This window comes from Sediminihabitans luteus, from assembly GCF_002797595.1.
In the GTDB taxonomy this organism is placed as follows: Bacteria; Actinomycetota; Actinomycetes; order Actinomycetales; family Cellulomonadaceae; genus Paraoerskovia; species Paraoerskovia lutea.
Genome location: NZ_PGFE01000001.1, coordinates 806,356 through 832,468, shown reverse-complemented (window position 1 = coordinate 832,468; position 26,113 = coordinate 806,356). Strand labels below are relative to the sequence as shown.

Here is a 26,113-nt window from a genome sequence, read left to right as displayed (position 1 = left end):
CATGACGACCAGCACCACGGCCCGCGCGGACGCGGCAGCTCCCCCGAGCACGACGAGCAGCGGCACGACGGGTACGGGCTCTCGCAGCACGGGCACGACGAGCACGCACTGCCCGTACTGCGCGCTGCAGTGCGCGATGTCGTTGACGCCGACGTTGCCGACACCGTCGACGCCCGCACCGTCGACGCCCGCACCGCAGTCACAGACCCCGGTGCCGGGCATCCCCGCGGACGGCGCCGGGCCGGGAGCCGCCGCGTCGGGGGCGGACGTCGCACCCGACGTCCGCCCGGTCGTGGACGTCCAGCCGCGGCAGTTCCCGACCAACCGGGGTGGGCTGTGCCAGAAGGGGTGGACGAGTGCGAGCGTCCTGCGGGCGAGCGACCGCATCACGACGCCGCTGCTGCGTGGCGCGGACGGCGCGCTGCGCCCCGCGTCGTGGGACGAGGCGCTCGGCCTGGTGGCCGGGCGCCTCGGCGCGCTCGCGGCCGAGCACGGTCCGGCGTCGGTCGCGGTGTTCGGCGGCGGGGGGCTGACGAACGAGAAGGCGTACGCGCTGGGCAAGTTCGCGCGCACGGTGCTGCGCACGCCGAACATCGACTACAACGGCCGGTTCTGCATGGCGAGCGCGGCGGCGGGCATGAACCGAGCGTTCGGCGTGGACCGAGGTCTGCCGTTCCCGCTCGCCGACCTGGGCGGCGCGCAGGCCGTGCTGCTGCTCGGCTCCAACCTCGCCGAGACGATGCCGCCGTCGGTGCAGCACCTCGAGGGTGCGCGTGCCGCGGGCGGCCTGGTCGTCGTCGACCCGCGACGCAGCGTGACCGCGGGCCTCGCGGACGACGGCCGCGGCATCCACCTGCAGCCCGTGCCGGGCACCGACATGGTCGTGCTGCTCGCGCTGCTGCACGTCGTGTGGTCCGAGTCGCTCGAGGACGTCGCGTACCTGGCCGAGCGGACCACGGGCGCGGACGACGTCCTGCGGGCCTGCGCCGCGTGGTGGCCCGAGCGGGCCGAGGGGGTGTGCGGGGTGCCGGCCGACGAGCTGCGACGTGCGGCGCGGCTGCTCGCGGCGGCATCGCCCGCGCGCGGCGGGCGCGGTGCGTACGTGCTCACGGGGCGCGGCGTCGAGCAGTCGACGCAGGGGACCGCGACCGTGACCGCGGCGATCAACCTCGCGCTAGCGCTCGGTCTGCCCGGACGCGCGGGCAGCGGGTTCGGGGCCGTGACGGGTCAGGGCAACGGGCAGGGCGGTCGCGAGCACGGGCAGAAGGCCGACCAGCTGCCCGGCTACCGGCGCATCGACGACCCTGCGGCGCGTGAGCACGTCGCGCGCGTGTGGGGCGTCGACCCCGCGACCCTGCCGGGCCCGGGGATGCCCGCGGTCGCGCTGCTGCGGTCGCTCGGCACTCCGGGCGGGCCGCGCGCGCTGCTCGTGCACGGCTCGAACCTCGTGGTCAGCGCCCCCGACGCGAGCAGGGTCGTCGAGCGGCTGCGCTCCCTCGACCTGCTCGTCGTGTGCGACACGGTGCCGTCCGAGACGGCGATGCTCGCCGACGTCGTGCTGCCCGTCACGCAGTGGGCCGAGGAAGAGGGCACGATGACCTCGCTCGAGGGCCGAGTGATCCGCCGCCGCAAGGTGCTCGACGCCCCGGGCGAGGCACGGTCGGAGCTGTGGATCCTCGCCGAGCTCGCCCGCCGGCTCGGGTCGACCGTCGATCTCCCGACCGACCCGGCCGTCGTGTTCGACGAGCTCGCGCGCGCCTCGGCCGGCGGGCCCGCCGACTACAGCGGGCTCAGCCACGCGCGGCTCGACGCCGCAGAGCTCGGTGCTGCAGAGCACGGCACCGCGGAGCCTGACGACGCGGCTCCCGGCGGCACCGGGCTGTTCTGGCCGTGCCCGGCTCCGTCGTCCGACACCACGGGGCAGGGGCAAGGGCAGGGGCCGCACCCGGGCACGCCGCGGATGTTCCTCGACCGGTTCGCGACGCCCGACGGGCGGGCCCGTATGACGGTCGTCGACCACGTCGGGCCCAGCGACGACGTGCGCGACGAGGCGCCGGTCTACCTCGTCACGGGGCGCGTGCTGCAGCACTACCAGTCGGGCGCGCAGACGCACCGCGTCGCCGAGCTCGAGCGCGCGGTGCCCGCGCCGTTCGTCGAGATCCACCCCGTCCTCGCGTCGCGTCTCGGGGTCGACGACGGCGCCCCGGTGCGGCTCGAGTCGCGCCGCGGCGTCATGGTCGCCGAGGCGCGCTGGACCGACCGGGTGCGTCCCGACACGGTGTTCGTGCCGTTCCACTGGAGCGGCGACGGCAGCGTCAACCGCCTCACGACCGACGCGGTCGACCCGATCTCCGCGATGCCCGAGTTCAAGGTGTGCGCGGTCGCGGTGTCCGCGGTGAACCCGTCCGCCGACGACCCTGCCGACCGCCCCACCGCCGAGATAGAACCGAGCGGCCGAGATAGAACCCCGGACGTTCTATCTCGCGCGCTCACTTCTATCTCGGCGACACCCCCGACGGATGCGGGGGCACGGACGTGACGCCGCAGCCTCCGATCCCGCAGGCCCATTCCCCGCAGGCCCGGACCCCGCGCGTCGTCGTCGTCGGGCACGGCATGGTCGGGTCGCGATTCGTCGAGGACCTCCTCCAGCGGCGCGGCACCGCGCCCCTCGCGGTCACCGTGCTCGGCGCCGAGGGGTACGAGCCGTACAACCGGGTGCTGCTGAGCGACGTCGTCGCGGGTCGGGCCGACGTCGCGCGCATCACCCTCGCGAGCGCGCGCGACCCGCGCGTCGCGGTGCACGCGGGCGTGGGCGCGGTCGGCGTCGACCGGACCTCGCGTTGCGTCCTCGCGGACGACGGCACCGCGCACCCGTACGACGTGCTGGTCCTCGCGACCGGCTCGGCCGCGCGGATCCCCGACCTGCCCGGTCTCGACCCGCTCCCCGCGGGCGTGCACGCGCTGCGCACGCTCGACGACGCGCGCGAGATCGTCGCCGCGACGCTCACCGCGACGCGCGCGGTCGTCGTCGGCGGGGGAGTGCTCGGGGTCGAGGCGGCGGCCGGTCTCGCGGCCCGCGGTCTCGCGGTGTCGCTCGTGCACGGCGCCACGACGCCCATGGACCGGCAGCTCGCGGCCGGCGCGGGGGAGGTGCTCGCGGCGCAGCTCGCCCGTGCGGGCGTCGACGTGCGCACGGGCGCGCGCCCCAGCGAGGTGCTCGTGCACGACGGTCACGTGCACGGGCTGCGCCTCGACGGGCACACCCGGACCCCCGGCGAGGTCGTCGAGGCGCAGCTCGTGGTGCTCGCGTGCGGCACGGTGCCCGAGGTCGCGCTAGCGGACGCCGCAGGGCTCGCGGTCGACCACGGCGTCGTCGTCGGGCACGACCTCGCGAGCCCCGACGACCCCACGATCCACGCGATCGGCGACTGCGCGCAGCCGCCGGGTGGCTCGCAGGGGCTCGTCGCGCAAGGCTGGGACCAGTCGCGCCGCCTCGCCGAGAGCCTCGCCGAGGGCTTCGCGCGCGACGACCGGGTCGACGCCCGGGGCCGGTCCGGCCCCAGCCCCAGCCCAGGCGACACGACCGGGCCGACCGTCCACCTGCGGCTCCCCGGCGGCTCCGACCGCCCCTCGATGGCGGTGCGCCTCGGCACGGCGCTCGCGAGCCGGTCGCCCGGCCGAGGAGGGACCGGGCCGACGACGCGTGGCACCGACGTCGTCAAGGTCAAGGGCCTCGACGCGGTCGCGATGGGCGTGTGCGGCACGCGCCGCACGCCCGACCCGGCGTCGCGGACCGTACGGCTCGACGACCCCGACGCGGGCCGGTGGGTCGAGGTCGTCGTCGCCGACGGGGTGCTCGTGGGCGCCACCTGCGTGGGCGACCCCCGCATCGCGGCAGACCTGACGGCCGCGTACACGCGGCGCACGCCCGTGCCGGCCGACCCGGCCCACCTGCTCACGGCGACGGTCATGCCGACCGCGGCGCCGGCGTCGTCCCCCACGACGATGCCCGACGCGACCACGGTGTGCCGGTGCAACGGCGTCAGCAAGGGCGACCTGGTCGCGTGCTGGCACGAGGGCGGCGCGCGCAGCGTCGAGGACGTCGCGCGCGCGACCCGCGCCACGACGGGCTGCGGCGGCTGCACCGAGGCCGTGTGCGGGATCGTCGACTGGCTGCGCGAGGCCTCGCCCGAGCAGGGCACGGAGTTCTCACGCGAGACGGACCGTGCCGGTGAGAAAAGCATTACGGCACCGAAACCGCGCCCTGCACGGGCCGAAACCGTGGCTCTCTAGCGTCGAGCCATGAGCACAGGACCCCTGCCCGAGGGCACACCCAGCCAGCTCGTCGCAGCGCACGAGCTCGTCGTCGTCGGCGGCGGGATGGTCGCGCAGCGGCTCGTCGAGGCGTTCCTCGCCCGGCTCGACGCCGCCCCCGGCGCGGGCGCGTGGCACGTCACGGTCTTCGCGGAGGAGCCGCGGCTGCCGTACGACCGCGTCGCGCTCACGTCGTACTTCTCGGCGCGCGACCCCGAGGAGCTCGTGCTCGGCGACGCGAGCATGTGGGACGACCCGCGCGTCACGCTGCACCGCGACTGCAAGGTCGACGCGGTCGACCGCGACGCGCGCACCGTGACCGACCGGCTCGGCCGCGTGCACGCGTACGACGAGCTGGTGCTCGCGACCGGCTCGTACGCGTTCATGCCGCCCATCCCCGGCCACGACCTGCCGGGCGTGTTCGTCTACCGCACGGTCGACGACGTCGCCGCGCTGCGCGGGTGGGTCGAGCAGGTCCGGTCGTCGCGGGGCGACGGGGTCGACCGCCCGGTGCGCGGCGCGGTCATCGGCGGCGGGCTCCTCGGCCTCGAGGCAGCGGGCGCGCTCAAGGCGCTCGGCGCGCAGGCGACCGTGATCGAGTTCGGCACGCACCTCATGGGCGCGCAGATCGACCTGGGCGGCGGGCAGGCGCTCAAGCGACTCATCAACGAGCTCGGGATCGCCGTCCGCCCCGGCTCGGCGACCGAGAAGATGGTCGCCGACCGGCGCAGCGGCCGCGTGAGCCGGCTCCAGTTCGGTGACGGCGGCAAGCTGGGTGTCGACGTCGTCGTCGTCGCGACCGGCGTGCGGCCGCGCGACGAGGTCGCGCGCGACGCGGGCCTCGAGATCGGCGAGCGCGGCGGCGTGGTCGTCGACCTCGGGTGCCGGACGTCGGACCCGCACGTCTTCGCGGTCGGCGAGGTCGCGTGCATCGAGGGTCGGTGCATCGGCCTCGTGGCCCCCGGGTACGCGATGGCCGAGGTCGTCGCGGACCGGCTGCTCGGCGGCGACGCGACGTTCCCCGGCGCGGACACCGCGACCAAGCTCAAGCTCCAGGGCGTCGACGTCGCGAGCTTCGGCGACGCGTTCGCCCGCACCGAGGGCGCGATGGAGCTCGTGTGGGCCGACCCGGTCGCGGGCGTCTACAAGAAGCTCGTGCTCTCGGACGACGCGCGCACCCTCCTCGGCGGCGTGTTCGTGGGCGACGCGACCCCGTACGCGTCGCTGCGGCCCATGCTCGGCAGCGCGCTGCCGGGCGACCCGGGCGCGTTCCTGCTGCCCGAGGGCACCGGCGGGGCGCCCACCCTCGAGCTGCCCGACGACGCGGCGGTGTGCTCGTGCAACAACGTCTCGGCGGGCACGATCCGCGCCGCGGTGACCGACCACGACTGCACCGACGTCGCGTCGGTCAAGGCCTGCACGCGGGCCGGCACGAGCTGCGGGTCGTGCCTGCCGCTCGTCAAGAAGATCACCACGACCGAGCTCGAGCGGGCCGGCATCGAGGTGTCGAACGCGCTGTGCGAGCACTTCGAGATGTCGCGGGCGCAGCTGTTCGACGCGGTGCGCGTCGCCGACCTGCACACGTTCAGCGAGATCATCGGCCGGTTCGGGGTCGAGGGCACGCGCGGCTGCGACATCTGCAAGCCGACCGTCGCGTCGATCCTCGCCTCGCAGGGCAACGGGCACATCCTCGCGGGCGAGCAGGCGGCGCTCCAGGACACCAACGACCACGTCATGGCGAACATGCAGAAGGACGGCACCTACTCGGTCGTCCCGCGCATCCCCGGCGGTGAGATCACGCCCGACGGGCTGCTCGTGATCGGGCAGGTCGCCAAGGACTTCGGGCTCTACACCAAGATCACGGGCGGCCAGCGCATCGACATGTTCGGCGCCCGCATCGAGCAGCTGCCCGACATCTGGCGGCGCCTGGTCGAGCACGGCTTCGAGTCCGGGCACGCGTACGGCAAGTCGCTGCGCACCGTGAAGTCGTGCGTCGGGTCCACGTGGTGCCGGTACGGCGTGCAGGACTCGGTCGGCATGGCCGTCGAGCTCGAGCTGCGCTACCGGGGCCTGCGCTCGCCGCACAAGATCAAGCTCGGCGTCTCGGGCTGCGCGCGCGAGTGCGCCGAGGCGCGCGGCAAGGACGTCGGCGTGATCGCGACCGACAAGGGCTGGAACATGTACGTGGGCGGCAACGGCGGGTTCACGCCGCGGCACGCGCAGCTCTTCGCGGAGGACCTCACGAGCGCCGAGCTGCTGCGCACGATCGACCGGTTCCTCATGTACTACGTGCGCACCGCCGACCGCCTGCAGCGCACCGCGCCGTGGGTCGACGACGTCGAGGGCGGCCTCGACGGGCTGCGCGCGGTGATCCTCGAGGACTCGCTGGGCATCTGCGCGGACCTCGACGCCGCGATGGCCTCGCACGTCGACGCGTACGAGGACGAGTGGCGGGCCGTGCTCGAGGACCCGGACAAGCTGCGCCGGTTCGGGTCGTTCGTCAACGCGCCCACGGTCGCCGACCCCGACCTCGCATACGTCGCCGAGCGCGGTCAGCGACGGCCCGCGACGCCCGAGGAGCGGGCCGCCGACGCCCCCGTGATCGCCGGACCCAGGCTGGAGGTGCGCGCATGAGCGCGACGCCGATCGAGAGGACGCTCGTGACGACGACAAGCACCACGACGGCCAGCAGCCCGACGGCCAGCAGCCCGACGACAACCACCCCGATGACCAGCACCCCGATGACCGTGCCCGTGTGCGCGCTCGCGGACCTCGCCCCCGAGCGCGGCGCCGCGGCGCTCGTCGACGGCGTCCAGGTCGCGCTGTTCCGGCTCGCGGACGGCACCGTCCGCGCCGTGCAGCAGCTCGACCCGTACAGCGGCGCGAACGTCATGTCGCGCGGCATCGTGGGCACGCGCGGCGACGTCCCGACGGTCGCGGGCCCCATGTACAAGCAGGTCTTCTCGCTCCTGACGGGCGAGTGCCTCGACCCGGTCGGGTACTCGCCCCGGCCAGGCCACGGCCCGGACCTGGTCGCGCACCGGGTCGAGGTGCGGGACGGCGTCGTGCACGTGGGCCTCGCGTGACCACCCTCCTGGGCGTGGACGTCGCCGGACGCGACGTGCTCGTCGCTGGCGGCGGCCCTGTCGCGGCCCGCCGCGCCCGTGCCCTCGTGGCGGACGGCGCGCACGTGCGCGTCGTCGCGCCGTGGGCGTGCGAGGACCTGCGCGACCTCGTCGCGACGCCCGACGCGGTCGGGCCGGGCCGGGGAACGGTCCGGTGGGACGAGCGCGAGGTCGTCGAGGCCGACGTCGACGGCGCGTGGCTCGTGCATGCCGCGACCGACAGCACGACCGTGAACCGGGACGTCGCACGCTGGGCCGAGGCCCGACGCACCTGGTGCGTCGTCGCGAGCGAGGTCGACGACGGCACCGCGCGCACGCCCGCCGTGACCCGCTCGGGCGACGTCGTCGTGGGCGTCGTCAGCGCCCACGGCGCCGACCCGCGCCGGGCGCGCGGCGTACGCGACGCGATCGCCGAGCACCTGCGCACGGGCGTCGACCAGCGTCGCCGCCGCACCGGGCCCGGGAGCGTCGTCCTCGTCGGCGGCGGACCGGGCGCGGTCGACCTGCTCACGGTGCGCGGCCGTCGCGCGCTCGCCGAGGCGGACGTCGTCGTGACCGACCGCCTCGGCCCCACCGGCGTGCTCGACGAGCTCGCGCCCGGCGTCGAGGTCGTCGACGTCGGCAAGACGCCCGGCCACCACGCCGTCCCGCAGCACGAGATCAACGCGATCCTCGTCGAGCAGGCCCGCCGCGGACGCCGCGTGGTGCGCCTCAAGGGCGGCGACCCGTTCGTCTTCGGTCGGGGCGGCGAGGAGGTCGACGCGTGCCGCGAGGCCGGGGTCGCGGTCGAGGTCGTGCCCGGCATCAGCAGCGCGCTGTCCGTGCCCGCGCTCGCGGGGATCCCGCTCACGCACCGCGGCACCGTCGCCGCGTTCCACGTCGTGACCGGCCACGACTCGGCCGGGCGCGCCACGCTCGACGCCGCGGCGGTCGCGTCCGTGGTCGAGCGCGCGGCTACGCTGGTCGTGCTCATGGGGGTCTCGGCGCTCGACGCGATCGCCGCGCAGCTTACCGCCGCCGGCGCGGACGCCGCGACGCCCGTCGCGATCGTCGAGCGGGGCTCGACGCCGCAGCAGCGCGTCACTCGGTCGACGCTCGCGGACGTCGCCCGGCGGGCCGGGGAAGTCGGGGTCCGGGCACCGGCCGTGATCGTCGTCGGCGACGTCGCGGCGCTGGACCTCGCGTGAGCGGGCGGGCCGGCACGACCAGTGCAGTGCCATCGAGAGGGAGAGCGTGACGGAGCAGTCGGAGGCGGCGCGGCCAGCGCTCGGTCAGGTCATGGCGGGGTGCACCGTGCTCGTCACGGCCGAGCGGCGCGCGGGCGAGCTCGCGGCTGCCCTGGAACGACGCGGGGCGACGATCGTGCACGCGCCCGCGCTGAGCATGATCCCGCACGTCGACGACGAGACGCTGATCGCCGGCACGCGCGCGCTCATCGAGACCCCGCCCGACGTCCTCGTCGTCACGACCGGCATCGGGTTCCGTGCCTGGGTCGAGGCCGCCGACGCGCACGGCCTGGCCGACCGGCTGCTCGAGGTGCTCGCCGACGCGCGGATCGTGGCGCGCGGGCCCAAGGCGCGCGGCGCCATCCAGGCCGCGGGGCTCCAGGCCGACTGGGTCGCCGAGTCGGAGACGTCGGCCGAGATCGCCGAGGTGCTGCTGAGCGAGGGCGTCGAGGGGCTGCGCGTCGCGGTGCAGCACCACGGCGCGGGCGCGGACGGGCTCGACGTCGTGTTCGCCGAGGCGGGGGCGCGCGTGTCGAGCCTCGTGGTGTACCGGTGGGGCCCGCCGCCCGACCCGGCCGCGCTCGTCGCCTCGGTCGAGGCCGCCGCGTCGGGCGAGATCGACGCGGTCGCGTTCACGTCCGCGCCCGGCGCCGAGGCGTGGATGCGCGCGGTCGAGGAGGCCGGGCTGCTCGCGGCCGTGGTCGGCAGGTTCGGCAACGGGTCCATGGTCGCCGCCGCCGTCGGCCCGATCACCGCGGCTCCGCTCGCCGAGCGCGGCGTGCCCACGCTCCAGCCCGACCGCGGTCGCCTCGGCGCGCTCGTTCGCACCCTCGTGGGGCACTACGAGCACGCCGAGACGCTCGCGCTGTGCACGGTCGCGGGGCGCTTGCTCATCCGGTCGCGCACCGCGGTGCTCGACGGCGCCGTTCTCCCGCTGTCGCCCTCGGGGCTCGCGGTGCTGCGCGCGCTCGCCGAGGCCCGCGGCGACGTCGTCCCGCGCGACCGCGTGCTCGAGATCCTGCCGGGGGCGTCGCTCGACCCGCACGCGGCCGAGGTCGCGATCGCGCGGCTGCGCGAGGCCGCAGGCAACCGCGCGCTCGTCAAGACCGTGGTCAAGCGCGGCTACCGGCTGGAGCTCACGGAGACCGCCTGAGACGCTGCGCCGCGCGGGTCAGGGTGCGGCACCCTCGGGGTCGAAGATCTCCTCGATCGGTGCGTCGAAGACGGACGAGATCCGGAAGGCCAGGGGGAGGCTCGGGTCGAACCGCTCCTTCTCGATCGAGATCACGGTCAGCCGTGTCACGCCCAGCAGCTCGGCGAGGCGGGCCTGGGACCAGCCGGCGGCGAGCCGCCGGGCGCGGACGCTGTTCCTCACGCCCCGACCGCCCGGGCGCGGGCCAGGGCGTAGCGCGTGGTGGCCGAGGCGAGCACCACGAGCAGCACGCCCAGGAGCACGAGCTGCGCCGGCAGGTCGAGCCCGGCGACCGACACCACGGCGAGCGCGAGCCCGGCCGCGACGACCACGTCGGTCGCGGCCCCGGACAGCGCCGTGCCGAGCCACGCGGACTCGGCCGAGTCCCCTGTGGTCGACGCGGGCGGCCGTGCGACCGCGACGACCCAGCCGACCAGCACGCCGAACGGCAGGGCCGTCGCCGCGAAGACGACCGCGGAGGTTCCGGGGTGCTCCGGGGAGAGGGTCCAGGCGAGCAGCGCGACGGCTCCGGTGATGCCGAGACCGATCAGCACGGCCCACGACCAGCGTGCGAGCACGGTTCCTCCAGGGATGGTGACCTATCCGTATAGTGACCTATACGGATAGGTCACTATACACAGTCGCCACGGAGCGGCGTCGCCCCGGACCAGGTCCGCGGACGCCGACACGCGCGCCCGCTCAGCGCGCGAACAGCTCCCGCACCGCGCGCGTCAGGAACCACGGGTCGAGCACCGCGCAGAGCTCGCGCGCCGAGTGCATCGACAGGATCGGCACGCCGACGTCGACCGTCCGCATGCCGAGGCGCGTCGCGGTGATCGGGCCGATCGTCGAGCCGCACGGGATCGTGTTGTTCGAGACGAACTCCTGCGACGGCACGCCCGCGGCCGTGCACGCGCGGTTCCACAGCGCCGCGCCCACGGCGTCGGTCGAGTACCGCTGGTTGGCGTTGATCTTGAGGATCGGCCCGCCGCCCGCGAGCGGCTGGTTCGCCGGGTCGTGCCGCTCGGGGTAGTTCGGGTGCACCGCGTGCCCGACGTCGCTCGAGACGCACAGCGACGCGGCGAGCGCCCGGTGCCTGTCCTGCGCGTCCGCGCCGAGCGCGTCGCCGATCCGGGCGAGCACGTCCTCGAGGAACGGGCCGGCCGCGCCCGAGCGCGACCCGGAGCCGATCTCCTCGTGGTCGAACGCCGCGAGCACCGGGATCGTGGTGAGCTCGACCCCGGCGCCGTCGGCGACGTCGAGCAGCGCGACGAGCCCCGCGTGCGTCGAGAGCAGGTTGTCGAGCCGCCCCGACGCGAGCAGCGCCGCGTCGGCGCCGAAGGTCCGCGGTTCCTGGGTGTCCGCGACGACGACGTCGTACCCCGCGACGTCCGACCCCTCGAGGCCGGCCTGCGCGGCGAGCGCGGCGACGACGTCCGCCCCGGCGAGCTCGCCCAGCCCCCACACGGGCTGGGTGTGGCGCTGCTTGTCGAGCGCGAGCCCGTCGTTGACCGCACGGTCGAGGTGCACGGCGAGCTGCGGGATGCGCAGCATCGGGCCGGTGCGCACGAGGTGCTCGGTGCCGTCCGTGCTCACGAGGCGCCCCGCGAGCTCGAGCTCGCGGTCGAGCCACGAGTTGAGCAGCGGCCCGCCGTAGACCTCGACGCCGGCCTGCCACCAGCCCGCACGGCCCGTCGTCGGGCGCGGCTTGAGCTTGAACCCGGGCGAGTCGGTGTGCGCGCCGAGCACCGTGACGCCCGTGGTCGGCGTCGCGCCGTCCGGCACGACCCAGGCGACGGCCGCGCCGTCGCGCACGACGACGTACCGGCCGGGCCCCGTGGGCCAGGCGTCGGCCTCGTCGAGGCGGACGAAGCCCGCGTCGACGCAGCGGCGCGCGATCTCGGCGGCGGCGTGGAACGAGGAGGGGGACGCCGTCACGAACCGGGCGAGGTCGTCGACGTGGGTGCGGGCGGCGGCGGGGACGGGGGACGTGGTCTGGTCGGTCACGGGTCCAGTCTGCCCGTTCCGGGGTCGACAAGCGGCTCCGGGCCCGGCGCTCCCCGGTGCGGGGCCGCACGTCTGCCAGAGTGTGGGCGTGACATCCGCCGACAGCAGCACGCCGTCCAGCAGCGCGCCCACCAGCGCCGGGACATCCAGCAGAACGACCGCGAGGAACGCGAGCGGCGCGACGCCCGCCCGGCCGCGCGACCCCGCCCGCACGCTCGCGATGCTCTGGGGTGTGGGCGACCGCGCCACGCGCGGCCCCCGGCCCTCGCGCACGGCCGCCGAGGTGGCCGACGCCGCGCTCGCGCTCGCCGACGCGCACGGCCTCGACGGGCTCTCGATGCGACGCCTCGCGCAGTCGCTCGGCCTCGGGACGATGAGCGTGTACACGTACGTGCAGAACAAGGACGACCTCGTCGACCTCGTCGTCGACCGCGCGTACGCCGCGATGTACCGCGCGTCGCACGAGGTGCCGGGCGCGACGTGGCAGGAGCGGCTGCGGGCCGTCGGGCACGAGAACTGGACGCTGCTCACCGAGCACCCGTGGCTGCTCGACGTCGACCTCGCGCGCCCCGTGCTCGGCCCCGGCGAGACCCGCAAGTACGACCTCGAGCTCGGCGCCCTCGACGGCACGGGGCTCGACGACGTCACGGTCGACGCGACCGTGACGCTCGTGGTCAGCACCGCGGCGAGCGCCGCACGGCGCTACCGCGAGGCCGAGCGCCTGCGGTCGGACGCCGAGCAGCCCGACGACGCGTGGTGGACCGAGAACGAGGACGTGCTCGTCGCGATCGGCGAGCTCAGCCCGTACGAGCGTGCGGCCCGCGTGGGCGCGGCGGTCGGCGAGGCGCAGGCGGCCGCGTGGTCCGCGACGACGGACCTCGAGTTCGGGATCGACCGGGTCGTCGCGGGGGTCGCGGCGATGGTCGACGCCCGGGCCGACGTGCAGGCCCGGGCGTCGCGCACCTCCTGACGCGGCTCAGTCGCCGGCGGGCGCGAGCACCACGGTCGCGGTCGTGACGTCCTCCGGCAGGGCGCGCAGCACGAGCTGGTACGGGTGGCCCGCCGTGAGCGCCACGACCGGCGTGCCGTCCGCCGCGACCGGGTCGCCGGGTTGCCCGCCGACGCACCGGACGGTCCCGGCCGCGACCTCGCGGTCGGCGTCGTCGGGGGCACCGGAACCTGTGGCGGCGTCGAGCAGGGACCACCGCAGGAGCGCCTCCCCGGTCCCGAGGTCCCGGCCGGCGCACGCCGCCCGCACCTCGTACGTCGTCCCGGCCCGGGCGACGTCGACCGCCGTGCCCGTGCTCGTCGGGATCACGCCGCGGTCGTCGGTGACGTCGCGGGCGATCTCTCCCGGGACCACGGGCGCTCCGGCCTCCCCGGCGATCGCGGACGACGTCACCGCGCCGTCCGCCCCGAGCGTGACCAGGGCCGAGGCCTGCGCCGTCGTGGTCCAGACCTCGTCGCCGGGGGTGTGCTCGTCCGTCCAGACGGGACCGTAGGCGACGACGGTGTATTCCCCCGCGGGCATGGTCGCGGGGTAGGTCCCGTCCGGCCCGGGGGCGCAGTAGTCGGTCGCGTCCGCGAGCGCCTCGCCGTCGATGCGGACGTCGGCGGGCCACGAGGTGGCCGTGGCGGGGTCGGGCGCGGCACCCAGGCCCACGACGCGTCCGTGCTGGACCCAGGCGAGCGTCGGCCGGACCCCGTGCAGCCGCTCCGTGCCCTCCTGCGCGGGAAAGGCGTAGGGGAGCCGGTACTCCCACCCGCCGTCGTCGGCGCGGGTCGCGGCGAGCGGTGCGGTCGCGGTGATCGTCACGTCGGTCCCGGCGGCGGTCGTGGGGACGGCCGCGAGCAGGGTAGCGTCCGCGCCGCACGCGAGGCTCGTGCCCTCGAGCCAGGCGGGGACGGACCCGTCCACGAACCCGCCGGTCGGGGCGACCGTCGAGGTCGAGGTCGGGCTCGGGCCGGCGGGGATCGCGCCGTCGTCGCCCGGGAGCTGGATCCCGACGACCGCGACCGCGGCGACCGCGGCGACGCCGAGCGCGCCGGCCGACGTGCGCTTGGCGGCGCGGCGACGGCGCGCGGTCCGGGCGATCGTGGGGAGGTGCGCGTCGAGGGCGCCGGCGGGTGCGGTCGCGCCGAGGCGCCCGAGCCCTGCGCGGAGCTCGGCCTCGAACGGGTCCTGCTGCGGGGTGCTGTCGTGGGCGCTCATCGCGTGACCTTTCCGGTCGGGGTGCCGATCGTCGTCTTGAGGGCGTTCATCGCGTCGTGCAGGTGCCGCTTGACGGTCCCCTCGGCGATGCCGAGCTCGTGCGCGACCTGCGGCACGGTCATGTCCTCGTGGAACCGCAGCACGACGCACGCGCGCTGCCGTGGGCTGAGCCGGGCGAGGCCGGCCTCGAGGTCGGTGCGGTCCGCGACGGCGGCCTCGGGCCCCTCGTGCCGGTCGGGGCCGGCGACGAGCGGGAGCCGGACCGTCCAGCGCTGCCGCCGCCGGTAGGAGTCGAGGTAGCCGCGCAGGATCGTCGCCCGCACGTACGCCTCGAGGTGCTCGATCGTGGTGCGGCCGTCGGGCCCGTGCAGGGTCAGCTCGTCGGGCGAGCGTGGTGGTTCGGGCGGCGGGCGCAACCGCGAGAACGCCCGCACCAGGGCGTCCTGGACGAGGTCCTCGGCGGTCCCGCGGTCCCCGCAGAGCAGGAACGCGTACCGCACGAGCGCATCGCCGCGGCCCGCCACGAGGGCGCTCAGCCGGTCGTCGTGCCGTGTCATCGGGCACCTCTCGAATGCTTCACACCCTGGTCGACGCACGGGTTGCCGCGACCGTTGGGGTCAGCGTTCGAATCCCCACTCGCGGTCGGTCAGCATACGGGCGAACGCCAGCCCGATCGCGAGCGACGCGACGACGAGGCCGGCCTCGACGCCGTACGCGAGGGCCTGGGTCGTCTCGCCGTTGGACAGGTGGAAGATCGCCCGGTAGGCGGCCGCGCCGGGCACCATGATGACGACGGCGGGGACGGAGGTCGTCACGCGCGGCACGTTCATGCGGGGCGCCACGAGCGCGGTGACGAGGCCCACGACGAGCGCGGCGACCGCAGCGGCGCCCTGGACGGGGAAGTCGGCGTCGACGAGCGCGAGCCGCAGGACGTTCGCGACCGCGCCGATGCACCCCGCGGCGAGCGCGACCGACCACGTGCTGTTGAACATGAGCGCGAACCCGGCCGCCGCCACGAAGCTCGCGAGGACCCGCAGGACGACGAGCAGGCCGGTGTCGAGCCCGAGCGGGGCGGCGGGCACCGGGTCGAGTCCCGCGACCTCCGAGACCGCCCACACCGCGAGCGCCGCGGACGTGAGGATCATGAGCGCGTAGGTCAGGCGGGCCACGCCCGCCGAGAAGTCGAGCTTGGCGAGGTCGAGCGCCCCGGTCACGAGCGGGAACCCGGGCACGAGGAACAGCACGGCCGAGGTGTACCCGGCCTCGTGGTTGGCGGCGTCCGCGCCGAGGCCCTGGAGCCCCAGCAGCACGAGCACGTACAGCAGGCACGCGACGGTCGCGGCGAGCATGGTGACGCCGAACTGGTTCCAGCCACGGTGGATCATGGTGCGGCGCACGGCCTGCCCGACGCCCGCGCCGACGAACACGCCGAGCAGCTCGACCCAGCCGCCGTTGTTGAGGAACGCGAACCCGGCGCACGCGAGTGCGGCCCAGAGGGCGTTGACGGCGACGGGGTACAACGGCGGCTTGTCCTGGATGCGGTCGAGCTCGTGCGCGACCTCCTCGACCGTGCTGCGCCGGCCCTTGTCCTCGAGGCGCTGCGCGAGGCGTTCGAGCTCGGTCAGGCGGTCGGCGTTGATGCCGACGGAGCGCACCTCGGTGACCTCGGTGCGAAAGCTCGCGCCCAGGTGCGAGGTCGCGGTGATCTCGGTGAGCGTGACGAGCGCGTGGTGCCGTTCGATGCCGACGGCGCGGGCGACGCGGGCCATCGACGCCTTGACCCGGTACGAGCCCGTCCCGGCGGACAGGCTCAGCCGGCCTGCCCGCAGCGCCACCCCGGAGCGGCGGATCAGCTCGATCTCGTGGTCGTCGGGCGCCGTGGGCATGCCCCCATCATGGTCGGTCGGCTGGTCCGGGGCATCCGGCGGCACAGCCCGGCGACGTCGTCCCCGTACGATGCGGCACCGAACCCCAACGATCGAGGCGTGGCGGCCGTTGAGGCTCCGACAGATGTTCCGGACGATCGACTCCGGACGATCGACGACGAACCCTGGGGACGGGCGATGGCGCAGTGGGACGAGGTGCTGGACGAGATGTTCCGCACCAGACGCAGAGCACTGGTGGGCTACGCCTACCTGCTCACGGGCAACATGCACGAGGCGGACGACGTGGTGCAGGACGCGTTCGTCAAGACGTTCCGCCGGGGCCGCCGCGCGAACGACCTCCCGCTCGCGGAGGCGTACGTGCGCCGCGCGATCCTGACGATCTTCATCGACTCGCGGCGCGCGTCGTCGCGGCTGCGCGACACGCAGGTGCGCCTCGTCGACGACCCGGCGCGGGCCTCGCTCGCGCCGACGGTCGACACGCGCGTCGACGTGCAGGCGGCGCTGCGCTGCCTGTCGCCCCGTGAGCGCGCGTGCGTCGTCCTGCGCTACTACGACGACCTCACGGTGCCCGAGGTCGCGCGCCGGCTCGGTATGCGCGAGGGCACCGCCAAGCGTTACCTGCACGACGCGAACGCGAAGCTCGCCCGCGAGCTCGGACCTCGCCCGGGCGCCGCCCGGCCGTTCGCACCGCAGTTCCCCGCGACCACGACGGAAGGTGCCTCATGACCACCGACGACCACGGCCGCGACCTGCGGTCGGCACTGAGCTCCGTGGCGGACGCCGCGGGCACCCACGCCACCGCGGGCGACCTCGCGGACCTGCGCGGCCGGGCGGCCGCCGGACGCCGGCACTACCGCTCGGGCGTCGCCGTGACGGGGGTGGTCGCCGCCTGCCTCGTGGTCGGTGGTGCGCTCGTCACGGGCCTGCCGGGCGGGGACGCCCCCGTGCTGCCGGCCACGACGTCGAGCCCGACGCCGGACGCGACCGCGGGGCCGACGTCCGACCCGAGCCCGGCGCCGTCCGCGGACGGCACGCCGACGGTCGACCCGACGCTCGCCGCGGCGTGCGGGGTCGAGGTCGCGACCCTCGACCCCGTGGGGGACGACTCCGTCTACCAGTACCGCGCGGCGGGGCCGTACACGACGTACTCGGGCCAGACGGACGAGAACGGTGCGCTGCTGACGGGCGGCACGGATCTCGTCGACGCGCTCGACGCGGGGGCGACCTTCGCGGTCGGCGCGGTGCAGGACGGCACGGTCGTCGCGGTCTCGCGCGCACCGTTCGACGCGCAGACCGACGGCGGGCCCGAGGCCGTGCGGTCGATCGCGGACGAGCACGCCGTCCTCGTCGCGTGCGACGGGTCCGGCCTCGTCGCGCCCGGCCCGTACGCCGAGGCGCAGCTCGTGGTGGACGGCGCGTCGGTGCGCAGGGCGAGCTCGCTCGACACGGCGTACTCGGCGCAGATCCGGGTGGACTCCGCGGGCAGGATCAGCGTGCGGAGCCTCACCGCGGCCGTCGACGCACCGACGCGGCTCGGTGCTCTCCCCGTCCCGGCGGACCAGGGCGCGGGGCCGGGCTTCGCGTCGCCGCTCGCCGCGTTCCCCGCGGACGAGCAGCCGACGTTCGTGTGCGGGGCGCCGGCCCCGACGCCGAGCGGGCCCGAGCAGCTGGCGTCGCTCACGCTCACGAGCAGCGCGCAGGAGCTCACCGACTCCCGGCTCCAGGCGTTCGACTACGAGATCAGGGCCGACGTCGACGCCCGCGTCGAGGTGCGGGACTTCCTCACCGCGCCCGCGGCGGACGGGCTCCTCGTGACCCAGGACGGGGTCGTCGTCGGGAGCTACCCCCAGTACGCGGGCAGCGGCGACGCGTACGCGACCCTCGAGGCGGGCGAGACGTTCGCCGCCCGGGTGGACTCGCTGGGCCTCACCCCCGACGAGGAGAACCTCACCTGCGACGGGGCGCCGTTGCCCGCCGGGCAGTACCAGGTGCAGGCCGTCGTGGCGTGGCAGGTGTACTCCTACTCGCTGCGTCAGACCGACCACTCGTGGGGCGAGCTGCAGGAGCTCACGGGCGCCGAGATCCCCTCGGGGTTCCTCGTCTCGAGCCCCGTGACGGTCACGCTGGGGTAGCGCGGCGGGTCGGCCGCCCCCGCGCACCACGCGGGGGCGGCCATCACGTGACGTACGTCACGAAACGCGTACACTCGGGCGCATCGCGCCGACAGGGGGTCGGTGCGTCCCGCTCCCGGCAGGTCCGGCAGTCGTCAAGGAGGACGGATGCTCGAGCTAGGAACCACCAGTACCACCGTGGTCGTCGTGATCGCGCTGATCGCGCTCGCCTCGCTCGCGTTCGCGATGGTGCTGCGCCGCCAGGTGCTCGCGGCGCCCGTCGGCACCGAGAAGATGAACGACATCGGGCAGGCCGTGCAGGAGGGGGCGTCGGCCTACCTCAGCCGGCAGTTCCGCACGCTCGCGCTGTTCGCGGTCGTCGTGTTCGGGCTGCTGTTCCTGCTCCCCGGGGACGGCGGGGTGCGCGTCGGTCGATCGGTCGCGTTCCTCGTGGGCGCCGGGTTCTCGGCCGCGATCGGCTACCTCGGCATGTGGCTCGCGGTGCGTGCGAACGTGCGCGTCGCCTCGGCCGCGACCCGTCCCGGCGGCCGTGCCGAGGGCGCGCGGATCGCGTTCCGCACGGGCGGCGTCGTCGGGATGTCGGTCGTGGGTCTCGGGCTGCTCGGCGCCGCGGGCGTCGTGCTGATCTACCAGGGCGACGCGCCGTCGGTGCTCGAGGGCTTCGGGTTCGGGGCCGCCCTGCTCGCGATGTTCATGCGTGTGGGTGGCGGGATCTTCACCAAGGCCGCGGACGTCGGGGCCGACCTCGTCGGCAAGGTCGAGCAGGGCATCCCTGAGGACGACCCGCGCAACGCGGCCACGATCGCCGACAACGTGGGCGACAACGTCGGCGACTGCGCGGGCATGGCCGCCGACCTCTTCGAGTCCTACGCGGTCACGCTCGTCGCGGCGCTGATCCTCGGCAAGGCCGTCATGGGCGAGGACGGCCTGGTGTTCCCGCTGATCGTGACCGCGATCGGGGCGGTCGTCGCGGTGCTCGGGGTGTTCATCACGCGCGTGCGCGGCACCGAGTCGGGCCTGCGGGCCATCTACCGCGGCTTCTACGTCTCGGCGGTCATCGGCGCGGTGCTCGCGGCCGTCGCCGCGTTCGTCTACCTCCCGTCGTCGTTCGACGGGATGGGCGGCACGGCCGACCTGTCCGACGTCTCGGGCGACCCGCGGATCGTCTCGGGCGCCGCCGTCGTGGTCGGCGTGCTCCTCGCGGGCGTGATCCTGTGGGTCACGGGCTACTTCACGGGCACGACGTCGAAGCCGACCCTGCACGTCGCCGCGACCTCCCGGACCGGCGCGGCGACCGTCGTCCTGTCCGGCATCGGCGTCGGGTTCGAGTCCGCCGTCTACACCGCCGGCATCATCGCCGCCGCGATCTGCGGCGTGTTCCTCATCGCGGGCGGCTCGGTGTGGCTCTCGCTGTTCCTCGTCGCGCTCGCGGGCTGCGGGCTGCTGACGACGGTCGGCGTGATCGTCGCGATGGACACGTTCGGCCCGGTGAGCGACAACGCGCAGGGGATCTACGAGATGGCGGGCGGGGCGTCGGGCGAGCTCGGCGGCGCCGACGACGAGGGCGCGCAGATCCTCACCGACCTCGACGCGGTGGGCAACACGACCAAGGCCATCACCAAGGGCATCGCGATCGCGACGGCCGTGCTCGCCGCGACCGCCCTGTTCGGCTCGTACGCCGACGCGGTCGAGAAGGCGTTCGACGACGTCGACGAGGTCGGCACGGGGCTCGTGACGTCGATGCTCGACTACCAGATCATCTCGCCCGTGACGCTCGTGGGCGTGATCCTCGGCGCCGCGACGGTCTTCCTGTTCTCGGGCCTCGCGGTCGACGCCGTGACCCGCGCCGCGGGGGCCATCGTGTACGAGGTGCGGCGCCAGTTCCGCGAGCACCCCGGGATCATGACGTACCAGGAGCGCCCCGAGTACGGACGCGTGGTCGACATCTGCACGCGCGACTCGCTGCGCGAGCTCGCGACGCCCGGACTGCTCGCCGCGTTCGCGCCCATCGCGGTCGGGTTCGGGCTCGGGGTCGGGCCGCTCGCCGGGTTCCTCGCCGGGGCGATCGGCGCTGGCGTGCTCATGGCCGTGTTCCTCGCGAACTCGGGCGGCGCGTGGGACAACGCGAAGAAGATCGTCGAGGACGGCGCGTACGGCGGCAAGGGTTCGCCCGCGCACGAGGCGACCATCATCGGCGACACCGTGGGCGACCCGTTCAAGGACACCGCCGGCCCTGCGATCAACCCGCTCATCAAGGTCATGAACCTCGTGGCGGTGCTCATCGCCCCGGCGGTCGTCGCGACGAGCGTCCCCGCCGACGCGAACCCGGTCGTGCGCATCGGGATCGCGGTGCTCGCGGCGGGCATCGCGTTCGGCGCCGTGATCGCGTCGCGGCTGCGCGCGTCGCGCGTCGACCGCGAGCAGGAGTCCGAGGGCACGGCCGCCGTCGGCGCACGGGTCTGACGCCACGGGGCGCCCTGCGGGGCGCCCCGCGGTTCCCCGGACGCCGTCCGTGGGTGAGGATGGAGCCATGACGACGACCCCCTGGCGCCGTGGCGCCGCAGCCGTGACCGCCGCCGCGATCCTCACGCTCGGTCTCGCCGCGTGCAGCGGCGACTCGGACGACGACGCCGCGCCCGCGCCGAGCGCGACCAGCACGACGGCCGACGACTCCTCCGACGCCGCGTCGGAGGCCGCGACGGGCGGGGCGAGCGCCGAGGCCACCGACGACGCGAGCGAGGGTGCGGCCGACAGCGCGGACGACGACGTCGAGGCGAGCGCGGCCGACCCCGAGTTCTGCTCGGCGGCGCGCGCGATCGAGGACTCGTCCACGATCGACTCGACCGACCCGCAGGCGGCCGCGAAGGCCTACAAGGATCTCGCGGACGCGCTCGTCGAGGCCGACCCACCGGCCGAGATCGCCGACGACTGGGCGACGTTCGCCGCTCCGTTCACGGTCATCGCGGACGCGATGCAGGACGTCCTCGACGACCCCGCGAACTCGGCCGACGCGCAGGACTCGCTCCAGGACGTCCTCACGACGATGTCGGACGACGCCTACCTCGAGGCCGGGCAGAACGTCGGCACCTACGTCACCACGAACTGCCCGTGACAGGTCGCGGCGGCAGGGGAGAACTCCCCAGTTGCTGAGACCTGGCTGTGGAGGGTCGGGGAGTACGGCAGGATGGCGCGCATGACCACGAACCTCCGCCGCTCCGCGGCTGCCCTGTCCACCGCTGCACTCCTCGCGATCAGCCTCACCGCCTGCGGCGGCGACTCGACCGTCGAGGCGTACTGCGACGCCGGTGCCGACCTCGCCAACGGCTCCGCCATGGACGACGTCGACCCGAGCGACCCCGGGGCGACGGCCGACGCGTTCGACGACATGATCGGCGAGATCGAGGACGTCGAGGCTCCCGAGGAGATCGCGGACGACCTCGACGTGGTCCTCGACGGGCTGCGCCAGGCCAGCGACGTCTTCCACGAGCTCGACGGCGTCGAGCCGGGGAGCGACGAGTTCAACGAGACCGCCGGCAAGCTGGGCGACCTCATGGGTGACGAGTTCACGACCGCCACCACGAACATCACCGACTTCGAGAACGAGAACTGCACGGCATGACCCGCCGGGGCGCGCGACGTCCGGGACCATAGGGTCATGGACACCGCGCGCCCCGACCAGCACACCGCTCCCGGCCACGACCGGGAGCTCGTCGACGCCCTGCGCGACGACCTCGACGCCGCGACCTACACGGTCGACGGCGTCGAGTCGTTCCTGGGCCCGCTCGCCGCCGCAGCCCTGCACCGCGAGCAGTCGGTGCCGGCGCGCCGCGTGCTCGCCCCGGCGCTGCGCTCGGAGCCGGACCCCGTCGCGGTGCTCGCGTCGCTGTTCCTGCTGGGCGACGAGGTCGCCGCGTCCGCGGTCGAGCAGGCCCTGCCGTCGCTCGGGGTGGACGGCGCGGCCCGGCTCGGGCTGGTCCGCCGCGCCGGCCAGGGGGCGGGCGACGCCGTGCAGGCCCTGGTCGACGTGCGCCCCTACGCCGCCGCGGACGCCGCGGGGGCGGTCGACTGGTGGTTGGCCTCCGACCTCGGCGAGCTCGTGACGGGACGACGGCTCGCTGCGGACCACGTGCTCGGCGCGGGCGGGGCGTCGATCACGCTCGCGCAGGTCACCGCGCGCACCCCGGTCGGGCGCGTGCTCGACCTCGGCACCGGCTGCGGCATCCAGGCGCTGCACGCGGCCCGGCACGCGCGCGAGGTCGTCGCGACGGACGTCTCGCGGCGCGCGCTCGCGTTCGCACGGCTCAACGCCGACCTCAACCTCGGTGCGGGTGCGGGTGCGGGTGCGGGTGCGGGTGCGGGTGCGTCGGCGCCGGGCGTGGTCACGCTGCGCGAGGGGTCGATGCTCGAGCCCGTCGCGGGCGAGACGTTCGACCTCGTCGTGTCGAACCCGCCGTTCGTCATCACCCCGCGGGCGGCGGGAGGTGCGGGGACGTCGTCCGGCACCGTGCTGCCCACGTACGAGTACCGCGACGGCGGGCGCGCGGGCGACGACCTCGTGCGCGACCTCGTCACGGGCGTCGGGGCGGTGCTCGCGCCGGGCGGCGTCGCGCAGATGCTCGGCAACTGGGAGCACCGGCGCGGCGAGCCGTGGACCGAGCGGGTCGGGGCGTGGCTCGACGAGTCGGGGCTCGACGGCTGGGTCGTCCAGCGCGAGCTGCTCGACCCGGCCGAGTACGCCGAGACCTGGATCCGCGACGGGGGCACGACCGCCGAGCGCGAGCCCGGCGCGTGGGCGGCGGCGTACGGGGCGTGGCTCGACGACTTCGCGTCGCGCGACGTCGAGGGCGTCGGGTTCGGGATCGTCACCCTGCGCCGTCCGCTCGACGGCGCCCGGCCCACGCTGCGGCGGCTCGAGGAGCACACCGGGTCGGTGCACCAGCCGCTCGGCGCGCACGTCGCGGCGTCGCTCGCGGCGCACGACCTGGTCGGGGCTCTCTCGGACGCGCAGCTCGCGCAGACCCGGCTCGTCGTGGCGCCCGACGTGACCGAGGAGCGGTTCCACACCCCGGGCGTGGGCGACCCGAACGTGGTCGTGGTGCGTCAGGGCGGCGGGTTCGGGCGCGGCGTGCACGCGTCGTCCCCGCTCGCCGCGCTCGTGGGCGCGTGCGACGGCGAGCTCACCGTCGGGCAGATCGTGGGGGCGCTCGCCGCGCTGTTCGAGGTCCCGGCCGACGCGCTCGCGGCCGAGCTGCTGCCCGCGGTGCGCGGACTCGTGCGCGACGGGTTCCTCGCGCCCGCCTGACGCGGGTCGCCCCACCGCTGCCCGCCCCACGCCGTCCCGCCCCACCGCCGACCGCGCGATCTGTACCGCGTTCGGGCGCGAAACGGCGAACAGATCGCACGGTCGGCGGTGGGGTTCCGGGCGGGGTCAGCGGGGGATCCGTACCTCGAACGTCGTGCCGGACGGCGCCGGGTCCGCCGTCTCGGCGGCCGGTGGCGCCGTGCTCGAGCGCACCGTGATCGTGCCGCCGTGCGCCTGGACCACGGCCTGCGCGATCGCGAGGCCCAGCCCCGTCGACCCGCCCACCCGGTTCCGTGCGGAGTCGCCGCGGCTGAACCGCTGGAACAGCGACGGCACGAGCGCGGCCGGGATCCCGGGTCCGTCGTCCGCCACCGAGAGGACGACGACGCCGGGCTCGGCCCGCACCCCGACCGTGACCCGGGTGCCGGGCGGGGTGTGCACGCGGGCGTTGCCGACGAGGTTGGTGAACACCTGGCGCAGGCGGGCCTCGTCGCCGGGCACGGTCAGCGCGTCGTCGGGCCCGTCGTCCTCGCCGGGCAGGTCGAGCGACCACACGTGGTCGGGGCCCGCGGCGTGGGCGTCCATGACCGCGTCGACCGCGAGGCCCGCGAGGTCCACGGGCGCGGCGTCGAGCGGGCGCCCGGCGTCGAGGCGCGCGAGCAGCAGGAGGTCCTCGACGAGGGTCCCCATGCGCGTCGACTCGGACTCGATGCGGTCGAGCGCGCGCAGCGTGTCGGGCGGCACGTCGTCGGGCGAGCGGCGCACGAGCTCGGCGTAGCCGCGGATCGACGCGAGCGGGGTGCGCAGCTCGTGCGAGGCGTCCGCGACGAACTGGCGTACCTGCGTCTCGGACTCGTGCCGCGCGGTCAGCGACGACTCGACGTGGCCGAGCATGCGGTTGAGGGCGGCACCGACGCTGCCGACCTCGGTGCGGTCGTCCGCGAGGCTCGCGTCGAGCCGCGGGATCGCCGCGACCTCGCCGCGGTCGAGCGGGAGCTCCGAGACGCGCGTCGCGGCGGCAGCGACCGCGTCGAGCGGGCGCAGCGAGCGCCGCACGAGCCAGGCCCCCGCCAGGCCGGCGAGCGCGACGCCCGCGACCGCGAGGCCGACCTCGACGAGCACGTACCGCCGCACCGCCGCGTCGAGCGGGTCGGTGCTCATGGCGGTGACGACGCGGACGTCGTCCGCCGTGGTCGTCCCGGTCTGCCGGGCGCCGGGGTCGCTGCCCGAGGGCACCGACAGCGCCCGGTACCCACCCAGGCCGGGCACGTCGACGTCGTGCGACGACCCGTCGGCCGGGACGGTCGCGAGCGCCGCCGCCTGGTCGGCGTCGAGCGCGACCCAGGTGCCGTCGTCGTCGACGTAGCCGCCGCCCGCGGCGTCGGGGGTGACCAGGACGTTGATCGTGCCGGCGCCCTGGCCGCGGGGCGGCTCGGCGTCGTCGGGCAGGCCCGCGCCGGGGTCGCCGAGGCCGTCGGCGGGCCCGGCCTGCGCGCCGAACGGGAAGCGTGCGGCGCGCTCGGAGGCGGAGCGGAGCTCGTCGTCGAGCTGGCCGGAGAGGTTGTCGTGCACCGCGAGGGTCGAGGCGACGCCGAGCGCGCCGCTGAACGCGACGAGCACCGCGACGAGCACGAGCACGAGCCGGCGCCGCAGGGTGCGGGGGCCGCGACCGGCCGGGGGCTCCGGGGTCGGGCTGCTGGCAGGGTCGGCCGGCGGCGGGGGCGGCGGTCCGACGACGGGGGGCGGGGGAGGCGGGGCGGCGTCCGGGGGCGGAGGTGGCGGGGCGGCGTCAGGCACCGGGCGTCTCCGTGCCGGGTGCGGGCTTGAGGACGTACCCGACGCCGCGCAGCGTGTGGATCATGGGCTCGCGGCCCGCGTCGATCTTGCGCCGCAGGTACGAGACGTAGAGCTCGACGATGTTGGCCTGCCCGCCGAAGTCGTAGTTCCACACCCGGTCGAGGATCTGCGCCTTGGACAGCGCGCGGCGCGGGTTGCGCATGAGGTAGCGCAGCAGCTCGAACTCTGTCGCGGTGAGCTGCACGTCGTCGCCACCGCGCGAGACCTCGTGCGAGTCCTCGTCGAGCACGAGGTCGCCGACGACGAGGGTCGCGTCGCTGCGGGCCGCGGCGGCGCCCGCGCGGCGCATGAGGCCGCGCAGGCGGGCCACGACCTCCTCGAGGCTGAACGGCTTGGTCACGTAGTCGTCGCCGCCCGCGGTGAGTCCCGCGACGCGGTCCTCGACCGAGTCCCGCGCGGTGAGGAACAGCACCGGGACCTCGGGGCTGCGCGAGCGGATGCGGCGCATGACGCTCAGGCCGTCGAGGTCGGGGAGCATCACGTCGAGCACGATCACGTCTGGTTCGACGTCGCGCGCGAGCCGGATCGCGGACTGCCCGTCGAGCGCGGTCGACACGTCCCACCCCTCGTACCGCAGCGCCGAGGTCAGCAGCTCGGCGAGGTTGGGCTCGTCGTCGACGACGAGGACGCGCAGGGGGCTGCCGTCGGGGCGGGCGAGGACGTCGGTCGGTGCGGTCACGTCGTCCATCGTGGCGCGCGCGGGTGCGGGGCGCCTGTGGTGATGCTGTGCGGTCGCTGTGGGGCGGGCGGGGTCGCTGGGCGGGCATCCGCTCGGAGGTGCCGGGTGTCAGGTCACCACGGCGGGGCGATGCCGCTCTTCTCGGCCTGACGCTCCGCCAGGCGCATCGTGCTCTGAATCC

Annotated in this window: 21 protein-coding genes; 13 read left to right on the top strand and 8 right to left on the bottom strand. The window is 75.5% G+C overall.

Annotation, left to right across the window (positions count from 1 at the left end; genetic code table 11):
* The first annotated feature begins 1 nt into the window (after position 1).
* From CLV28_RS03830 to CLV28_RS03805, 6 genes are all read left to right on the top strand, one after another.
* The gene (locus CLV28_RS03830; RefSeq protein WP_170062618.1) at positions 2-2,539 is read left to right on the top strand and encodes a molybdopterin oxidoreductase family protein; all 2,538 of its coding nucleotides are present in this window, start codon (positions 2-4) and stop codon (positions 2,537-2,539) included.
* Positions 2,536-4,293, top strand: coding sequence for an FAD-dependent oxidoreductase (locus tag CLV28_RS03825; RefSeq protein ID WP_239073124.1), 1,758 nt, complete (start codon positions 2,536-2,538; stop codon positions 4,291-4,293). The genes CLV28_RS03830 and CLV28_RS03825 overlap by 4 nt, the downstream gene beginning before the upstream one ends.
* Before the next feature lie 9 nt (positions 4,294-4,302).
* The gene (gene nirB / locus CLV28_RS03820; RefSeq protein ID WP_100421912.1) at positions 4,303-6,948 is read left to right on the top strand and encodes a nitrite reductase large subunit NirB; all 2,646 of its coding nucleotides are present in this window, start codon (positions 4,303-4,305) and stop codon (positions 6,946-6,948) included.
* 92 nt (positions 6,949-7,040) lie between these two features.
* Entirely contained in the window at positions 7,041-7,400 is a 360-nt protein-coding gene (nirD, locus tag CLV28_RS03815) for a nitrite reductase small subunit NirD (RefSeq protein WP_100421911.1), read from the top strand.
* The gene (gene cobA / locus CLV28_RS03810; RefSeq protein WP_100421910.1) at positions 7,397-8,626 is read left to right on the top strand and encodes a uroporphyrinogen-III C-methyltransferase; all 1,230 of its coding nucleotides are present in this window, start codon (positions 7,397-7,399) and stop codon (positions 8,624-8,626) included. Before nirD ends, cobA begins: the two co-directional genes overlap by 4 nt.
* Positions 8,627-8,717: 91 nt before the next feature.
* Positions 8,718-9,818, top strand: a complete 1,101-nt coding sequence (locus CLV28_RS03805; protein WP_100422385.1) for a uroporphyrinogen-III synthase — start codon at positions 8,718-8,720, stop codon at positions 9,816-9,818.
* An 18-nt stretch (positions 9,819-9,836) separates the two neighbouring features.
* Here the strand turns inward: CLV28_RS03805 and CLV28_RS03800 are convergent, their stop codons facing one another.
* From CLV28_RS03800 to CLV28_RS03790, 3 genes are all read right to left on the bottom strand, one after another.
* Positions 9,837-10,040, bottom strand: coding sequence for a helix-turn-helix transcriptional regulator (locus CLV28_RS03800; RefSeq protein WP_100421909.1), 204 nt, complete (start codon positions 10,038-10,040; stop codon positions 9,837-9,839).
* Positions 10,037-10,435, bottom strand: coding sequence for a hypothetical protein (locus tag CLV28_RS03795; protein ID WP_100421908.1), 399 nt, complete (start codon positions 10,433-10,435; stop codon positions 10,037-10,039). The genes CLV28_RS03800 and CLV28_RS03795 overlap by 4 nt, the downstream gene beginning before the upstream one ends.
* A 121-nt stretch (positions 10,436-10,556) precedes the next feature.
* Positions 10,557-11,864, bottom strand: a complete 1,308-nt coding sequence (locus tag CLV28_RS03790; RefSeq protein WP_100421907.1) for a M18 family aminopeptidase — start codon at positions 11,862-11,864, stop codon at positions 10,557-10,559.
* An 88-nt stretch (positions 11,865-11,952) separates the two neighbouring features.
* On the opposite strand from CLV28_RS03790, the gene CLV28_RS03785 reads away from it, so the two are divergent.
* Positions 11,953-12,834 carry a TetR/AcrR family transcriptional regulator gene (locus CLV28_RS03785; RefSeq protein ID WP_157802478.1) on the top strand — a complete coding sequence of 294 codons (882 nt, stop codon included), beginning with the start codon at positions 11,953-11,955 and terminating at the stop codon, positions 12,832-12,834.
* A 6-nt stretch (positions 12,835-12,840) separates the two neighbouring features.
* Here the strand turns inward: CLV28_RS03785 and CLV28_RS03780 are convergent, their stop codons facing one another.
* Genes CLV28_RS03780 through CLV28_RS03770 form a run of 3 tightly spaced genes read right to left on the bottom strand, consistent with a single transcriptional unit; the run spans position 12,841 to position 15,962 of the window.
* Positions 12,841-14,076, bottom strand: coding sequence for a hypothetical protein (locus CLV28_RS03780; RefSeq protein ID WP_100421905.1), 1,236 nt, complete (start codon positions 14,074-14,076; stop codon positions 12,841-12,843).
* Positions 14,073-14,633, bottom strand: coding sequence for an RNA polymerase sigma factor (locus tag CLV28_RS03775; RefSeq protein WP_100421904.1), 561 nt, complete (start codon positions 14,631-14,633; stop codon positions 14,073-14,075). The genes CLV28_RS03780 and CLV28_RS03775 overlap by 4 nt, the downstream gene beginning before the upstream one ends.
* A gap of 60 nt (positions 14,634-14,693) precedes the next feature.
* Positions 14,694-15,962 (bottom strand): threonine/serine exporter family protein, encoded by a 1,269-nt coding sequence (locus tag CLV28_RS03770; RefSeq protein WP_100421903.1) that lies wholly within the window; start codon positions 15,960-15,962, stop codon positions 14,694-14,696.
* 177 nt (positions 15,963-16,139) lie between these two features.
* Between CLV28_RS03770 and CLV28_RS03765 the strand changes: the two genes are divergently transcribed.
* The 6 genes from CLV28_RS03765 to CLV28_RS03740 all read left to right on the top strand — a co-directional run bounded on the left by CLV28_RS03765 (position 16,140) and on the right by CLV28_RS03740 (position 23,396).
* A complete protein-coding gene (locus CLV28_RS03765; protein ID WP_100421902.1) occupies positions 16,140-16,688 on the top strand; it encodes a sigma-70 family RNA polymerase sigma factor in 549 nt (182 codons plus the stop codon).
* Positions 16,685-18,094 (top strand): hypothetical protein, encoded by a 1,410-nt coding sequence (locus tag CLV28_RS03760; RefSeq protein WP_100421901.1) that lies wholly within the window; start codon positions 16,685-16,687, stop codon positions 18,092-18,094. The genes CLV28_RS03765 and CLV28_RS03760 overlap by 4 nt, the downstream gene beginning before the upstream one ends.
* 147 nt (positions 18,095-18,241) lie before the next feature.
* Positions 18,242-20,557 carry a sodium-translocating pyrophosphatase gene (locus CLV28_RS03755; RefSeq protein ID WP_100421900.1) on the top strand — a complete coding sequence of 772 codons (2,316 nt, stop codon included), beginning with the start codon at positions 18,242-18,244 and terminating at the stop codon, positions 20,555-20,557.
* A gap of 67 nt (positions 20,558-20,624) precedes the next feature.
* Positions 20,625-21,206, top strand: a complete 582-nt coding sequence (locus tag CLV28_RS03750) for a prolipoprotein diacylglyceryl transferase (protein WP_100421899.1) — start codon at positions 20,625-20,627, stop codon at positions 21,204-21,206.
* 81 nt (positions 21,207-21,287) lie between these two features.
* A complete protein-coding gene (locus CLV28_RS03745) occupies positions 21,288-21,713 on the top strand; it encodes a hypothetical protein (RefSeq protein ID WP_157802477.1) in 426 nt (141 codons plus the stop codon).
* A 36-nt stretch (positions 21,714-21,749) separates the two neighbouring features.
* On the top strand, positions 21,750-23,396 hold the full coding sequence (locus CLV28_RS03740) for a DUF7059 domain-containing protein (RefSeq protein ID WP_100421897.1): 1,647 nt from the start codon (positions 21,750-21,752) through the stop codon (positions 23,394-23,396).
* Positions 23,397-23,522: 126 nt separating this feature from the next.
* Here CLV28_RS03740 and CLV28_RS03735 read toward each other — a convergent pair whose 3' ends face one another.
* Together CLV28_RS03735 and CLV28_RS03730 are read right to left on the bottom strand one after the other, a co-directional pair.
* Entirely contained in the window at positions 23,523-25,193 is a 1,671-nt protein-coding gene (locus CLV28_RS03735) for a sensor histidine kinase (protein ID WP_170062617.1), read from the bottom strand.
* Positions 25,186-25,941, bottom strand: coding sequence for a response regulator transcription factor (locus CLV28_RS03730; RefSeq protein ID WP_100421895.1), 756 nt, complete (start codon positions 25,939-25,941; stop codon positions 25,186-25,188). The genes CLV28_RS03735 and CLV28_RS03730 overlap by 8 nt, the downstream gene beginning before the upstream one ends.
* Positions 25,942-26,113 lie beyond the last annotated feature (172 nt).